The organism is Devosia sp. SL43 (assembly GCF_021729885.1).
Lineage (GTDB): Bacteria > Pseudomonadota > Alphaproteobacteria > Rhizobiales > Devosiaceae > Devosia.
On the sequence record NZ_CP063401.1, the window covers coordinates 2,323,592 to 2,338,481 of the forward strand.

Below are 14,890 nucleotides of genomic sequence, written 5' to 3' on the forward strand. Positions count from 1 at the left end.
CCCCGGCCTTGAACCATCCCGGCTAAGGACCATTTATCACCCATGATGAACATGCTCCTCCCCCGCCTCGTCCTCTTTCGCAAGGAAGTCGTCCAGCTCTGGAAGGCCTTCTTCGCGCCCGAAACCCCGCTCTATCTCAAGGCCGCGACACTGTTCACGGCGTTCTATCTGGTCAACCCGATCGACATCATCCCCGATGTCATCCCGTTCCTCGGCTGGGTCGACGACATCGTGCTGGTGCCACTGATGGTCAGCTGGATCGTGTCGCGCCTGCCGGTCAAGGTGAAGGCCGATCACCGCGAGCGCAACGAGCGCACGATTGATGGGCGGGCGCGCCGGCTTTAGGCTGCCACGCCTCGTGGTTCGAGGCGCCAAGTGGCGCACCTCACCATGAGGCTACTGGGATACCGAGCCCAGCCTGTCCGCGACCAAGACCAAGACAAAGACAAAGACAAAGAGTAACCTCATGGTGAGGTGCGAGTTCTTCACGAGCCTCGAACCACGAGGGCGTGGCAAGGTGAAGCAAAAAGGCCCGGTCTCCCGGGCCTTTCGTTTATTCGAACCGGACCAGCAGGTCCTTCGCGTCGATCTGGTCGCCCGGCTTGATCAGCAGTTCCGCGATCACCCCGTCGACCTCGGCATGGATGGCCGTTTCCATCTTCATCGCCTCGATCGAGCACAGCACGTCGCCGGCCATGACCTTCTGGCCTTCCTTGACGTTGAGCGTCGAGATGACGCCCGGCATCGGCGCGCCGACCTGCTTGGCATCGCCGAGCGCTGCCTTGGCCCGCACCTTGACCTCGCCGACCTTGAGGCGATCCGGCACCAGAATGGTGCGCGGCTGGCCGTTGAGGTCGAAGAACACGCGGACCTCGCCCTTTTCATTGGTCGGGGCGCGGCCGAGATATTGCAGGACCAGCGTCTTGCCCTTCTCGATATCCACGAACAGCTCGTCGCCTTCGGCGAGACCATAGAAATAGACCGGCGTCGGCAGCGCTTCGGTCGGACCGTAGCGGTCCTGGGTTTTTTCGAAGTCCGAATAGACCTTGGGATACATCAGGTAGGACGCGAGGCGATAATCGTCGATCGGATGCCCAACCTCGTCCGCGATCTTCTTGCGCTCGGCTTCGAGATCGATCGGCTTGAGATAGGAGCCGGGACGTTCGGTCAGCGGTTCGCGGCCCTTGAGCACCTTCTTCTGCAGCGCCTTGGGGAAGCCGCCCGGCGGCTGGCCCAGATCGCCAGCAAAGAAGCCGACGACCGAGTCCGGGAACGCGACATCCCTATTGGGATCTTCGACATCGGCGCGCTTGAGGCCGGCCGAGACCATGGCCAAAGCCATGTCGCCGACCACCTTGGATGATGGCGTCACCTTGACGATATCGCCGAACATCTGGTTGACGTCGGCATAGGTCTGCGCGACCTCGTGCCAGCGCGATTCAAGGCCGAGCGAACGCGCCTGCTCCTTGAGATTGGTAAACTGGCCGCCCGGCATTTCGTGCAGGTACACTTCGGACGCACCGCCCTTGAGATCGCTCTCGAAGGCACGATACTGCGTGCGCACCGCCTCCCAGTAGAACGAAATCTGACGGATCGCCTTGGCATCGAGCCCTGGATCACGGTCGCCGCCGGCCAGAGCCGCGACGATCGAGCCCAGCGTCGGCTGGCTGGTCGTGCCCGAGAGCGCGTCCATTGCCGCGTCGATCGCGTCCACACCCGCATCCACCGCCGCCAGCACCGTGGCCGAGGCCGCCCCTGACGTATCGTGGGTGTGGAGGTGGATCGGCAGGTTGGTCTCGTTGCGCAAAGTCGCGATCAACTTCTTGGCGGCAGCAGGCTTGAGCAGGCCGGCCATGTCCTTGAGGCCGAGCACATGCACACCAGCCTTTTCCAGCTCCTGCGCCAAACCGACATAGTATTTGAGGTCATACTTGGCGCGATCGGGATCGAGCACGTCGCCAGTATAGCAGATGACGCCCTCGGCCACCTTGCCAGCATCGATCACCGCGTCCAGCGAGACGCGCATATTCTCGACCCAGTTGAGGCAATCGAAGACGCGGAAGATGTCCACGCCACCCTTGGCCGCCTGCTCGACGAAGAACTTGACCACATTGTCGGGGTAATTGGTGTAGCCAACGCCATTGGAGCCGCGCAACAGCATCTGCGTCAGGATGTTGGGCGCGCCCTCGCGCACCTTGGCGAGCCGCTCCCATGGGTCTTCGTTGAGGAAGCGCATCGACACGTCAAAGGTCGCGCCACCCCAGCATTCGAGCGAGAACAGGTTCGGCAGGCCACGGCTATAGGCCTGGGCGATGCGGGTAATGTCGAAGCTGCGCATGCGAGTCGCCAGCAGCGACTGATGCGCATCGCGCATCGTCGTATCGGTAAACAGCACGCGGGACTGCTTCTTCATCCACTTTGCCAGCCCTGCCGGGCCGTCACGATCCAGGATCTGCCGGCTGCCCTCGACGACGCTAAGCGCCGGGAATTCCGGCAGCACCGGCGCCGCGGCTTCGGCCGGCGGACGGGGCCGGTCACGGACCTCAGGATGGCCGTTCACCGTCACGTCGGCGATGTAGCTCAGCAGCTTGGTCGCGCGATCCTTGCGCGGCTTGAAGTTGAACAGCTCCGGCGTCGTATCGATGAAGCGCGTCGTGTAGCGGTTCTCGACGAAGTCCGGATGGGTGATGATGTTTTCGAGGAAGGCCAGGTTGGTCTGCACGCCGCGGATGCGGAACTCTCGCAGGGCGCGATGCATGCGGGCGATGGCCTCTTCAGCCGAGGGCGCCCAGCAGGTGACCTTTTCCAGCAGCGGATCGTAGAAGCGGGTGATGACCGCGCCGGCATAGGCCGTGCCGCCATCGAGGCGCACGCCGAAGCCAGTGGCGCCACGATAGGCGGTAATGCGGCCATAGTCGGGGATGAAGTTCTGCTCGGGGTCTTCGGTGGTCACACGGCACTGGATGGCATTGCCGTTGAGGTGGATATCCTCCTGCAAAGGCACACCCGATTCCGGGGTACCGATGACAGCGCCGTCGAGCAGGTGGATCTGCGCCTTGACGATGTCGATGCCGGTCACTTCCTCGGTGACGGTATGCTCCACCTGGATGCGCGGGTTAACTTCGATGAAGTAGAACTTGTCGGTATCGGCATCCATCAGGAATTCGACCGTGCCGGCACCGCGATAGCTGGCAGCATTGCCGAGGCGCACCGCCGCGTCGGTCAGCTCCTTGCGCGTTTCGGTGCTTAGGTATGGCGCCGGCGCCCGCTCCACCACCTTCTGGTTGCGCCGCTGCACCGAGCAGTCGCGCTCGAACAGATGCACCAGATTGCCGTGATCGTCGCCGATCAGCTGCACTTCGACGTGGCGGGCGCGCTCGACCAGCTTCTCGAGATACATCTCGTCCTTGCCGAACGCAGCCTTGGCCTCGCGCTTGCCTTCACTGACTTCGCTCAGCAGCGAGCTTTCATCCATGATGCGGCGCATGCCGCGACCACCGCCGCCCCAGCTCGCCTTGAGCATCAGCGGGTAGCCGATTTCGGCGGCGAGCTTCTTGATCTGCTCGGGGTCATCAGGCAGCGCCTCGGTGGCCGGGACCACCGGCACATTGGACGCGATCGCCATATTACGCGCCGCAACCTTGTTGCCGAGGTCGCGCATAGTCTGGGCGCGCGGGCCGATGAAGATAATGCCGGCATCCTCGCAGGCATCGACGAACTCCGGCGATTCCGACAGCAGGCCATAGCCGGGATGGATCGCATCGGCCCCCGAAATGCGGGCGATGCGGATATATTCGTCGATCTGGAGGTAAGCCTCGACTGGGCCCTTGCCCTTGCCGATCAGATAGGCCTCGTCGGCCTTGAACCGGTGCAGCGCCAGCTTGTCCTCTTCGGCATAGGCGGCCACCGTCTTGAGCCCAAGCTCATTGGCGGCGCGGAACACGCGGATGGCGATTTCGCTGCGGTTGGCGACGAGGATTTTCTTGATGGGCATATATATACCGTTCCGAGCAGGAGGGGTTGAGGACCATGAAGGTCGGCTCAGGTAACTACGGACGGTCAGGACGGTTGCCCGTCACAACCGTCGAATTCAAATCTAGCGGCTGAGATGCCCGGCGAGATGGCTCATGTCGTAGCCGGCCTCGGCCGCCTGCGAAATGATCTCGCTTGCATCCGCCTCACCGGCCTGGCTCAGCGCCCACAACGTGGTCGAGCGCGTCCCCGAACGGCAGAAGCAGAAGACCGGACCGGCGCTCCCCTCGAGCACCGATTTGGTCTTTTCGACCATGTCGGGGGAAACCCCTTCACGGCCCAGCGGGATGGCATAATAGTCGAGCCCGGCGGCCTTGGCGGCCGCTTCGATATCGGCGCCCGGCGGCTGGTCGGGTGATTCCCCGTCCGGACGATTGTTGACGATGGCGACGAAACCGGCGGCTTTGAGCGCTGCGACGTCCTGGGGCTGGATCTGCCCTGAAACGCTGACGTGATCGTTGATCCGCTTCAAATCCAAGTCACTACTCCCGCTGCCACGTAAGGCTTCCCCACGCCCCTTATATCCGTCGCCTTGCACAGGACGCAACTGCGACGAAGGTCCGCCTGTCGCGAAGCTGTCATGCGGCGGTCTATGGCGCCCCCGCCCCGACCCAGGCACGCCAGATATCCTCGCGTTCGGCGACGAACTTGTCGGCTATGCCCTCGACCGTCGCGCCGGGCTCGTTGAGCTGGGCCAGCAGCACATCCATTTCGCGCAGGGGCAGGCTGGTGCGCTGGAAATAGGCGGCGATAGTGGGGATGTCGGTGAACACCCATTCGCTGAGTGCCACCACCACGCTTTCGGCTGGAAAGGCACTGGGCACCGGTGTCGGGCAGGCAAGGCGCGCCAGGCACTTGGCGGCTTCTTCCTCATAGGCGCCCATATCGAGCGCCAGGAAGCTGAACTGCGCCAACACGGCATTGGGCTGCCAGTAATAGAACAGCACCGGCTCGCTTTTGCCCACCGCTTCGGCGATCAGCGTATCCATCTCGAACCGGTTGGCCGGCTCGACGATATCAACAAGACCCGACAGGCCATAGGCCGCGATCAGGTTGCGGTTGATTAGCGAACAGCCCCAGTCGATCGGACAGGAGATGAAACGCACCTTGGCGCCGGCATTGAGCGTCGGCAGCGCTGCGGCCAGCCCGGCGGCTGTGGTCAGCTCTGTATGCGCGGCTGCAACATAGTCCGGAATGTACCAGCCTTCGAACTGACTCTCGACATAGGTCGGCGTGGCCGGACGCAGCATCTGCGCCTCAACCCCGGCATTCCACACTTCGGCGACGCGGGTCGTCCACATTTCGGGCGCCACCGCCGGCTGGCCGGTCGAGCCCATGGACGAGCCGGTGGCCGCCAGATCGCCCGGGGTTACCCGCACCTCGCAGCCGAACTCGCGCGCCAGCAGACGCGCATGGATTTCCGCCAGCAGCTCGGCCGATGGCCAGCTCATGCGGGCGATGTTGAAGGGCTGGATGCCGCATGGCGGCGGCGGCGCGTCCGGATCGACCGGCGCCGCCCCGGCTTCAGTTTCGGCGGGCACCGGCTGACCGGCCGCGTCCTGCGCCTGATCGAGAACCGTGATCTGCGCCTGGGCCGGCCCTGCTGCCAGCGCCGCCAAGACCAGCATCGCGCCGCCCCATCGCCATGCCGTCATGTTATCACCACTCCCGCCCAAGCCCTTCACTCTATGCAAAAACCTGCCCCGTTAAGCAACAGTCGCGGCGGCTTGATTTGCCAATCAAAACCCGGTGACTCCGGCTTAACAAATGTGCAACAGTCGCCGCCAGCGGGGCGCGGGTTGCGCCCCCTTTATCGCGTTGTTCCGTATGGAAGACTGGCTCATGCAAGAGCCGCCCCACGGAATGACCCAGCAGAGGGACGTAAATGCTCAATCTCAAGAAAACCCTGACCCTGGCCGTTGCCGCCTCGACACTCGTTGTCGCCGCGCCCGCCATCGCTCAGGACACCGGCGCGACCATCGGTTTCATCGGCGGCTTCACCGGCCCGATCGAATCCCTGACCCCGCCGATCTTTGCCGGCGCCGAACTGGTCGTGAAGCAGATCAACGAACAGGGCGGTATCCTGGGCGGCGAACTGAGCCTGATCTCGGCTGACGGTGCCTGCGACGCGACCGCCGCTGCCGCTGCTGCCGACAAGCTGATCAACACCGACAACGTCACCGGCATCGTCGGCGCACTCTGCACCGGCGAAACCATCGGCGCCTTCAACGGCTCGGGTCTGTCGGGCAATGTCGTGTTCATCTCGCCGGCCTCTTCGGCTCCGGCCCTGACCACGCTGGAAGACAACGACCTCGTCTACCGCACCACCCCGTCGGACGCGCTCCAGGGCGTGAAGCTGGCTGAGCTGCTGATCGCCAAGGGCGTGATGGACATCGCCATCACCTACGTCAACAACGACTACGGCAAAGGCTTCGCCGATGCCCTGAGCGCTGCCTATACCGCAGCCGGCGGCACCGTTGCTGCCAACGTCGCGCATGAAGAAGGCAAGGCCGACTACCGCGCCGAGCTGGGCAACCTGACCGCTTCGCAGAACCTGGTCATCCTGGCCTATGCCAACGCTTCGGGTAACACCGTGCTGCGCCAGGCCGTCGAATCCGGCAACTTCACCACCTACGTCGGCGGTGACGGCATGGTCGGCGACGACCTGCTTTCCGGTATCGACGCTGCTGCCGTCGAAGGCCTGATCGCCACCCGCGCCGGTGCCCCCTCGGGCGCTTCTGTCGACATCTACAACGCCTTCACCAGCGACGGCTTCGTGGCCAACGCCACCTACGCTCCGCAGGCCTATGACGCCGCGTTCCTGCTGGCCCTGGCCATCGCCAAGAACGGCTCGGCTGACCGTGAAGGCCTGGCTGCTGCCCTGCGCGAGGTCGCCTCGGCACCCGGCGAGAAGATCCTGCCCGGCGAATGGTCCAAGGCTGCCGAGCTGATCGCAGCCGGCACCGACATCGACTATGAAGGTGCCGGTGGCGCCCTCGATTTCGACGCAGCCGGCGACGTTGACGGCATCATCGTCGAACTCGCGGTCGAAGGCGGCGCCTTCGTCGAGAAGGGCCAGATCCAGTAGTCTGGATTTCGCCTGAATGATTTGAGGCCCGGGAGCGATCCCGGGCCTTTTTGTTTGGAGATGTCGATGCCTGATCGGGATACCCTGAAATTCTACGCCGACAATGCCGCGACCTATGTGCAGCATGCTGATCGCCCGACGCCGCAACTTGCGGGCTTTCTGAAGCTGTTGGCGCCGGGCGCCACCGTGCTCGAATTGGGAACCGGCAATGGGCGTGACGCCGCCGCCATGCTGGCCGCGGGCTTCGCCGTCACACCGTCGGATGCATCGCCGGAACTCGCCGCCGAGGCAGAACGCCGGATCGGCGTGCCCGTGCGGATCATGGCGTTTCACGAACTGTCAGACATCGCCGCCTATGACGGCGTCTGGGCCTGCGCCTGTCTGTTGCACGCTCCGCGCGACGAGTTGACTGACGACCTCGCGCGCATCTTTCGTGCCCTGCGCCCCGGTGGCCACCTGGTGGCCAGTTTCAAAGCCGGTGGCGGCGAGGGGCGCGACCAGCTTGGTCGCTACTACAATTATCCGGATGCCGCTGAACTCCGCGGCCACCTGACCCAGGCTGCCACTTGGGCCAGCATCGACATCAGCGAGAACGATGGTTCAGGCTACGACGGCAAACCAACGCGCTGGCTATGGGTTCATGCCGGAAAGACGGCCTGAAGTCTCTGACTTAAGCGTCTCGCCGCACCACTTCGGGGATCAGGCCCTTGGGCGCGAATCTGAGCGCGATGGTGATCACCAGACCCAGCACGAAGACGCGCATCTGCGCCGAGCGCGACTCGATTTCCGGAATGGCACCCCAGCCGAAATTGGTCGACCAATAGCTGACATTCTCAAAGGTCACCTTGGCCAGCGGCTCGGAAACTACCCAGACCAGCCAGATCAGCACCGCGCCAAACACCGCGCCCCAATTGTTGCCGGCGCCACCCACAATGATCATCACCCAGATCAGGAAGGTGTGGTTGATCGGCTGGTAGCTGGAGGGATCGAAGATCTGCGTGAAGCTAACCAGCATGGCGCCGCCAATGCCCATCAGCACGGAGCCGAAAACGAAGATCTCGAGCTGTCGGGCCGTGACATTCTTGCCCATCGAGGCCGAGGCGATGTGATTGTCGCGGATCGCCCGCATCATACGGCCCCAGGGGCCAGCATAGGCGCGCGAAATCAGCCAGATGGAGATCGCCAGCACCAGCAGCGCCAGCAGCAGGAAGCCGCCGCGCGCCAGCAGCAGCGAGCTGAACTGATCTGAACCGGTCGCTTGATAATCCTGCGGCAGCGGCGTCGGCCATGGGATCGGCGAAACGGTCAGCGTGCCGCGCGTCAGCCAATCCATGTTCTTGATCAGCGCGCGGATAATCTCGGAGATACCGATGGTGGCGATGGCCAGGTAATCGGTGCGCAGACCCAGCGCGATCTTGCCCACGATATAGGCGATCACAGCGGCCAGCACGCCGCCGAACAGCCAGCCGAAAATCGGATGCGCGCCCAGGCCACCGACAAAGCCGGCATTGGCCTCGATATAGGCGGCCGCGGGATCAATCTGGCTGCGATAGATGCAGTAGGCGGCGAACCAGGCGAGCACGGTGAGGAAGGTCTTCCAACCCCCACGAATGCCCAGTCGATCGCTTTTGCGCGCTCCATAGACGAGCAACGCGCCGGCAGCGAAGGCAATGAGCGCCCGCCCCAGCATCCACGGGCCATCAGAGCCCCAGAATTGCGGATTGATCGGGTAGGAGATGAAGGTGACGGCAAAGCCGCCCAGCATCAGAAAGCCCATGATGCCGAAGTTGAACAGCCCGCCATAGCCCCACTGGATATTGAGCCCCAGCGCGATCAGCGAATAGGCGGTGGCTTCGACGAGGCGCGACGAGGTGAAAGGCAGGCCCATGGCCCAGCCGATCACCAGGATCAGCACGAACAGGCCGGCAAACAGGGTCAGCGAACGCCGGATCATGACGAGGCTCCCTTGAAGATTCCGGTGGGTCGGACCAGCAGCACCACCACCAGGATCACGAAGGCCACGGTGAGCTTGTATTCGGTCGGCACCAGCGCCAGCGTCGCGGGCAATTGCAGCCATTCCGGCAGCACGGCATTGAGCGGCCGCAACACCATGGTCCAGTTGAACACGGCCAGCGACTCGGCAAACCCGATCAGCAGGCCCCCGGCAATGGCGCCATAGGCCTGGCCTAGACCGCCGACGATGGCGGCGGCAAAAATCGGGATGATGATGTTGAACGCCAGGTCCGGCTTCAGCGTCACGTCGAGCGCCAGCATGGTACCGGCCATGCAGGCCAAGGCCCCGGCGACGATCCAGGTCACCCGCACCACCAGCGCTGTGTTGATACCCGACACCTGCGCCAGATCGGCATTATCAGCCATGGCGCGCATCGCCTTGCCTAGCCGCGAGCGCGTGAGGAAGAAGTGCAGCGCCAGCACCGAAACGACGGTGACGATGATCATCAACAGCTGCGGCTCGGTGATGACAAGCGGACGGGTGGAACCGAGGAACGAGGTGTCGATGCGGAACACTTCCTTGGTCTCGGTCTCGAAGAACGAGTAGGAGCCGGCGCCGAAAAACAGGCGGATCAGACCCTGCACCATCAGCGTCACGCCGATCGAGGCGATCAGCAGGATGACCGGCTTGGCGCCGCGCTTGCGCAAGGGGGCGTAGAAGCCCTTGTCGATGCCCAGCGCGAAGATGGCAGACATGACCATGGCGATGGGCAGCACGACAAAGCCCGTCGGAATGGGCGTCACGACACCCCAGCTGGCAAACATCGCCGCCAGCAGGAAGGCAAAGAAGGCGCCCGACGTCATCAGCTCGGAATGGGCGAAATGGGCAAAGCGCAGGATGCCGAAGATCAGCGTGATGCCGACCGCGCCCAGCGCGTAGATGCAGCCGAGGACCGCGCCCGAGATGACGACCTGGTTGATGAAGAAAACGAGTTCGGTCACGGCTCAGCCCCCGAGGAAACTTTTGGCGACTTCAGGGTCGGCGATAAGCTCTGGGCCCGTGCCGGTGAAGCGGTTCTGGCCCTGGGCCAGCACAAAGCCCTTGGAGGCAAAGGCCAGCGCCTGCCGGGCGTTCTGCTCGACCATCAGGATGCCCACGCCCTCTTTGTTGACGCGCACGATGGTCTCGAAAATCTCGATCACATAGCGCGGCGACAGGCCAGCCGAGGGTTCGTCGAGCATCAGCAGCTTGGGCTTGCTCATCAGCGCCCGGCCCATGGCCACCATCTGCCGCTGGCCGCCGGAGAGTTCGCCCGCCGGCTGGCGGCGCTTTTCGGCCAGCACCGGGAACATCTGGTAGACCCAGTCCATCGTGCCCTTGAAATCGTCGCGCCGCGTAAAGGCGCCCATTTCGAGGTTCTCCTCGACGCTCATCGAGGTGAAGACGTTCTTTTCCTGCGGCACGAAGCTCAGGCCCTTGGGCACCAGCTTGTCGGGCAGCGAATTGGCGACGTTCTCGCCGCCGAACTCGATCGTGCCGCCGGTGACCTTGAGCAGGCCGAAAATCGCCTTGAGCGTCGTCGACTTGCCGGCGCCATTGGGGCCGACGATCACGCCGATATCGGATTGCTCGATGGCCATGTTGACGCCATTGAGGATCGGCGCGCCGCCATAGCCGCCCACGACGTGTTTGAGTTCGATCAGGGGCATTACGCAACCTCGACGGGCGTGCCGAAATACGCTTCGACGATTGCAGGATTGGCGCGGATTTCGGCCATCGGGCCTTCGGCGATCTTCTCGCCCTGCGCCATGACGATGACCGGATCGCACAGGCGCCCGATCAGGTCCATGTCGTGCTCGATGACAAAGAAGGTGTAGCCCAGCTCCTTGTTCATCCGCTCGATATTGCTGGCCAGATCATTGAGCAGCGTGCGGTTGACGCCGGCCGCCACTTCGTCGAGCAGCACCACCTTGGCATCGACCATCATGGTGCGGCCCAGCTCGAGCAGCTTCTTCTGGCCGCCGCTGAGATTGCCCGCCAACTCGTTGCGCACATGGCCGAGCTTGAGGAAGTCGATGACGTCGAGCGCCTTCTTGCGCACCTCGGTCTCGCGCGACTTGCTGAGGCCGGGCCGGAACCAGGCATTGCCGAGATATTCACCCGGCTGGTCGCCTGGCACCATCATCAGGTTCTCGACCGCCGTCATGTTGGAGAATTCATGCGCGATCTGGAAGGTGCGCAGCATGCCAGTGCGGAACAGCTGATGCGGCTTGAAGCCGGTGACGTCGGTGCCGTCAAAGATAACCGCGCCTTCATCGGGCACGATATTGCCGGCCACGATGTTGAACAGCGTCGACTTGCCAGCCCCGTTCGGACCGATCAGGCCCGTCACCGAGCCGCGGCGAACCGACAGCGAGCAGTTGTTGACGGCCCGAAGACCGCCAAAGCGTTTGCTGACGTTGCGAACGTCAATAACCAAGTCAGAGGACACCAAACCCGTCCCGTTTTCCCAATGCCACCGAACCCGGTTCAATCCGGGCTATTTTGGGGCATCTGTTCATAAGGTGACCCTAGGGTCAACCGGGAGTTGACTGGCCAGTCAAAGATAGGCGAGCACCGCGTCGGCTGTGGATTTGTTGTTGGCGCAGGGCACGTCATAGAGCGTGGCCAGCCGCGTCAGCGCTTTCACATCGACATCATGCGGCTGCGCCGAGAGCGGGTCGATGAAGAAGATCAACACATCGAGCTTGCCCTCGGCGATCATGGCGCCGAGCTGCTGGTCACCACCCAGCGGACCGCTTTTGAGCAACGTCACCGGCAAACCGGTCTCCGACATCACCCTTCCGCCGGTCGTGCCGGTGCCCCATAGCTCATGCTCGCTGAGCTTATGCTTGTGATGCACCGCCCAGGCGCACATCTCGTCCTTCTTGTCGTCATGCGCCACCAGGCCAATCCGCGCCATGCTGCCCTCCAGGTAGAGGCAACTTACAAGCATGCTTCAGGCAAACAGGGCAATGGCCTCGCCGAGCAGGATGCCGATCGGATCGACAGGAATGTCGTCGCCGGGCACCAACCGCAGGTAACGGCCCTTCTTGAGCCCGTCGCCGATGAGCAGGCCATCGCCCTGGCTGAGCAGTCGTCCATGCTCGAAATAGAGCGTCACCCGGTCGACCTGCGGAAATACCGAACACACATGACCGGCGGCGGCATGGCGGAAATTGATCGATTTCCACCCGGCCATCACCTTGCCGGTGAGACCGGGATGGGCGGCGACCAACGCCACCAGCCGCGCCGTCAGCGCCTGGACCGGTTCCGGCAACGGCGCGATCAGGTCGGCAAATGCATGGGAATAGACCGGATCGACAACGGAGGTCAGCATGGCAAAAGCCCCGGGTTTGACGCCGGGGCTTTGTCGCATGGCCTGCTGACAGGAGGAGTCAGGAGGCACTGTTGCTAGAACTCGTCCCAATCCGGCGCAATCGCCACATTACCCACAGTGCGGAGCACCGGGGCGGCCCTTCGAACTTGGATTGGAGGTGCCAATGCAACTGCCGTAGCGAGCTTGAACACTTCAACGATACCGTCCAGTTCCCCGGCCTGAACCTCAGTCTGTTCGATCGCCGCGTTAGTCTCTTCCACCAACGCGGCGTTGTGCTGGGTCATCTCGTCCATCTGGCGTACGGCGACAGTGATCTCTTCGAGTGCCGAGGACTGTTCGGCATTGGCCTGGGCGATCGAATTGATCAGGGTCGAGCTTTCCTGTGCACCCCCCAGGATGTCGAGCAGTTTATCGGCTGCCTGGCCGACCAGTTGCGAGCCGTTGCGCACCTCGTCGGCGCTGGCTTCGATCAATTGCTTGACCTCGGCCGAGGCACTGGCGGCCGATTGGGCCAGCCGCCGCACTTCGACCGCCACCACCGCAAAGCCCTTGCCGGCATCCCCTGCCCTTGCGGCCTCGACCGAGGCGTTCAGGGCCAGCAGATTGGTCTGGAACGCCACATCGTCGATCAGGCCGATGATGTTGGAGATCTTGGCCGAGGACGCGCTGATACGCTCCATGGCCGCCGTTGCCTCCGTCATCACCGAGCCACTCTCGGTCGCCTTGGCCGATACGGTCTGTGCCTTTTGGCTGGCCGTGCCAGCGCGCCTGGCATTGTCCTGCACCGCCACCGACAACTGTTCGATGGCTGCCGTTGTCTCCTCAATATTGGCAGCCTGCCGCGTCGTCCGATCGGCCAGATCATTGGCGCCCGACAGGATTTCACCCGTCGCCGTCTTGAGCGAACGCGAGGTCTGCTGCAACTGGCCGACGATTTCGCTCAGCCGGTCGCTGACGGAGTTGATGTCGCCCTGCAATTGCGCGAACGCTCCCCGGTAGCTGCCGGACATGCGCTGCGTCAGGTCGGTCCGTGCCAACGCGTCCAGAACATGTCCGGCCTCGCCCAGGCCGCCCGCCACCGTTTCGACCATGCGGTTAAAGTTCGCCGCAATCCGTTCGATATCGGCATCCTGGAACTGATGCTCGATGCGCTTGGAGAAGTCACCCTCGAGCGTCGCCACCACCACGGTCTCAAATGCGGACTGGAAGCTCTCCATCGTCTTGGCCCTTTGCAGGCGCCGCACATTGGCCCGCTGTTCCTCGGCGGTGAAGTCGGCAACCCTGATGCCATTCTGCTTGAACACTTCTACTGCCGCCGCCATCTCGCCGATTTCGTCGCGGCGGTCGGCATAGGGCACTTCGGCGGCCAGATCGCCATCGGCAAGCCGCTTCATTGCCCCCGTGATCTGACCGATCGGCCGTGCCACCTGGGCGATGACGACCCAGAAGGTCAGCACGGCCAATCCGATGCTGGCAAGCAGCACCAGCCCCTGGATCGCCACCATCACATGTGCCTGGCTCGCCTCGGCGGCGGCCACACTGGAGGCGGAGCGGGTCGTCTGCGTCGCCATGGCCAGCAGCGTATCGATGGCCTCGGTGGCCTGGGCAATCCATGCGTCGCTATCGAGTTGATAGCCCGCGCCCGCCGCACCCTGCGCATAGACCGCCTGCCGTGTCGCTTCGAACGTCTCAAAAAATCCGCTCTGCACCGCCGCTGCGGCCTGCGCCACGCCTGGGTCCGCCACTTCGGTTTCGAGATAGGCCTCGACGCCCATCCAGGCCTGTTCCACCCGGCCCCGATAGGTCGCCAGCGTCTGCAACTTGGCGGGATCCAGCGGCGCCGCTGCGGCTATGGCCGCCCCGATCAAAGCCCGTTCGCGCCCGGCGAACTCGCTCATCACCCAGACAGAGTTCTTGACGTCTTCGAGCAGCAGCACCTGTATTTCCATGCTTTCGGGCAGGTAGCGCGCTGCCAGCCGCAACCGCTGTGAATGCATGATCAAATCGGTCAAAGTCGGCACCCAGCGCGAGGCCAGCTCGGCCGGACGGCCGGCAGCCGGCAGTGCCAGGGCGGCGTCGGCCTCGGCCCGCAGGGCCACGATGGCCTGGAAGCGGGACTTGGCCCCCTCGATCAGGCTGTCGCGATCCTTGAAGGCGGGTCCGTCGGCGAGGTCGATCAAGGCCGCCGAAAACGCTTCATCCGCCGCCAGGCGCCGGGCCGCGATCACCGCCAGCGTTTCGGCATTGGCCGGGTCTGGCTGCGCCAGCGCCGAATTGGTCGTGCCACGCTCCACGGCCCAGTTTCCGGCGCTGGTCAGCAGCATATCGGAAACTTCCCCACTTCGACCGATGCTGTCGGCTATCACAGCGTCTCCCCAACTCTTGAGAGCACCGCCGCCTGCAAAGATCATCACCGCCAGGCACAGAATTGACGCTA

General features: G+C 63.6%; 13 protein-coding genes. 3 read left to right on the plus strand and 10 right to left on the minus strand.

Translation table 11 applies throughout. The features are described from left to right. Positions 1-42: 42 nt before the first annotated feature. The gene (locus IM737_RS11400) at positions 43-345 is read left to right on the plus strand and encodes a YkvA family protein (protein ID WP_236894024.1); all 303 of its coding nucleotides are present in this window, start codon (positions 43-45) and stop codon (positions 343-345) included. 208 nt (positions 346-553) lie between these two features. On the opposite strand, the gene pyc is transcribed toward IM737_RS11400, so the two are convergent. The 3 genes from pyc to IM737_RS11415 form a co-directional block, all read right to left on the minus strand. Further along, entirely contained in the window at positions 554-3,994 is a 3,441-nt protein-coding gene (gene pyc, locus IM737_RS11405; protein WP_236894026.1) for a pyruvate carboxylase, read from the minus strand. 102 nt (positions 3,995-4,096) lie between these two features. Next, the gene (locus IM737_RS11410; protein ID WP_236894028.1) at positions 4,097-4,510 is read right to left on the minus strand and encodes a TIGR01244 family sulfur transferase; all 414 of its coding nucleotides are present in this window, start codon (positions 4,508-4,510) and stop codon (positions 4,097-4,099) included. A gap of 112 nt (positions 4,511-4,622) precedes the next feature. Further along, on the minus strand, positions 4,623-5,687 hold the full coding sequence (locus IM737_RS11415; protein ID WP_236894030.1) for a glycine betaine ABC transporter substrate-binding protein: 1,065 nt from the start codon (positions 5,685-5,687) through the stop codon (positions 4,623-4,625). Positions 5,688-5,917: 230 nt separating this feature from the next. Between IM737_RS11415 and IM737_RS11420 the strand changes: the two genes are divergently transcribed. Together IM737_RS11420 and IM737_RS11425 are read left to right on the plus strand one after the other, a co-directional pair. Continuing rightward, the gene (locus IM737_RS11420; protein ID WP_236894032.1) at positions 5,918-7,120 is read left to right on the plus strand and encodes an ABC transporter substrate-binding protein; all 1,203 of its coding nucleotides are present in this window, start codon (positions 5,918-5,920) and stop codon (positions 7,118-7,120) included. A 66-nt stretch (positions 7,121-7,186) separates the two neighbouring features. Beyond that, complete coding sequence (locus IM737_RS11425; protein WP_236894034.1) at positions 7,187-7,780, plus strand: class I SAM-dependent methyltransferase; 594 nt, start codon at positions 7,187-7,189, stop codon at positions 7,778-7,780. A 10-nt stretch (positions 7,781-7,790) separates the two neighbouring features. Here the strand turns inward: IM737_RS11425 and IM737_RS11430 are convergent, their stop codons facing one another. From IM737_RS11430 to IM737_RS11460, 7 genes are all read right to left on the minus strand, one after another. Then, positions 7,791-9,074, minus strand: coding sequence for a branched-chain amino acid ABC transporter permease (locus tag IM737_RS11430; protein WP_236894035.1), 1,284 nt, complete (start codon positions 9,072-9,074; stop codon positions 7,791-7,793). Beyond that, on the minus strand, positions 9,071-10,075 hold the full coding sequence (locus IM737_RS11435) for a branched-chain amino acid ABC transporter permease (RefSeq protein ID WP_236894036.1): 1,005 nt from the start codon (positions 10,073-10,075) through the stop codon (positions 9,071-9,073). Before IM737_RS11435 ends, IM737_RS11430 begins: the two co-directional genes overlap by 4 nt. Positions 10,076-10,078: 3 nt before the next feature. Continuing rightward, a complete protein-coding gene (locus IM737_RS11440; protein ID WP_236894037.1) occupies positions 10,079-10,783 on the minus strand; it encodes an ABC transporter ATP-binding protein in 705 nt (234 codons plus the stop codon). After that, positions 10,783-11,553, minus strand: a complete 771-nt coding sequence (locus IM737_RS11445; RefSeq protein ID WP_236894038.1) for an ABC transporter ATP-binding protein — start codon at positions 11,551-11,553, stop codon at positions 10,783-10,785. Before IM737_RS11445 ends, IM737_RS11440 begins: the two co-directional genes overlap by 1 nt. A 120-nt stretch (positions 11,554-11,673) precedes the next feature. Further along, entirely contained in the window at positions 11,674-12,048 is a 375-nt protein-coding gene (locus IM737_RS11450; RefSeq protein ID WP_442874203.1) for a methylglyoxal synthase, read from the minus strand. Between the two features lie 24 nt (positions 12,049-12,072). After that, complete coding sequence (locus IM737_RS11455) at positions 12,073-12,453, minus strand: DUF1801 domain-containing protein (RefSeq protein WP_236894040.1); 381 nt, start codon at positions 12,451-12,453, stop codon at positions 12,073-12,075. A gap of 74 nt (positions 12,454-12,527) precedes the next feature. Then, positions 12,528-14,777 (minus strand): methyl-accepting chemotaxis protein, encoded by a 2,250-nt coding sequence (locus IM737_RS11460; protein ID WP_236894042.1) that lies wholly within the window; start codon positions 14,775-14,777, stop codon positions 12,528-12,530. Positions 14,778-14,890: the final 113 nt, after the last annotated feature.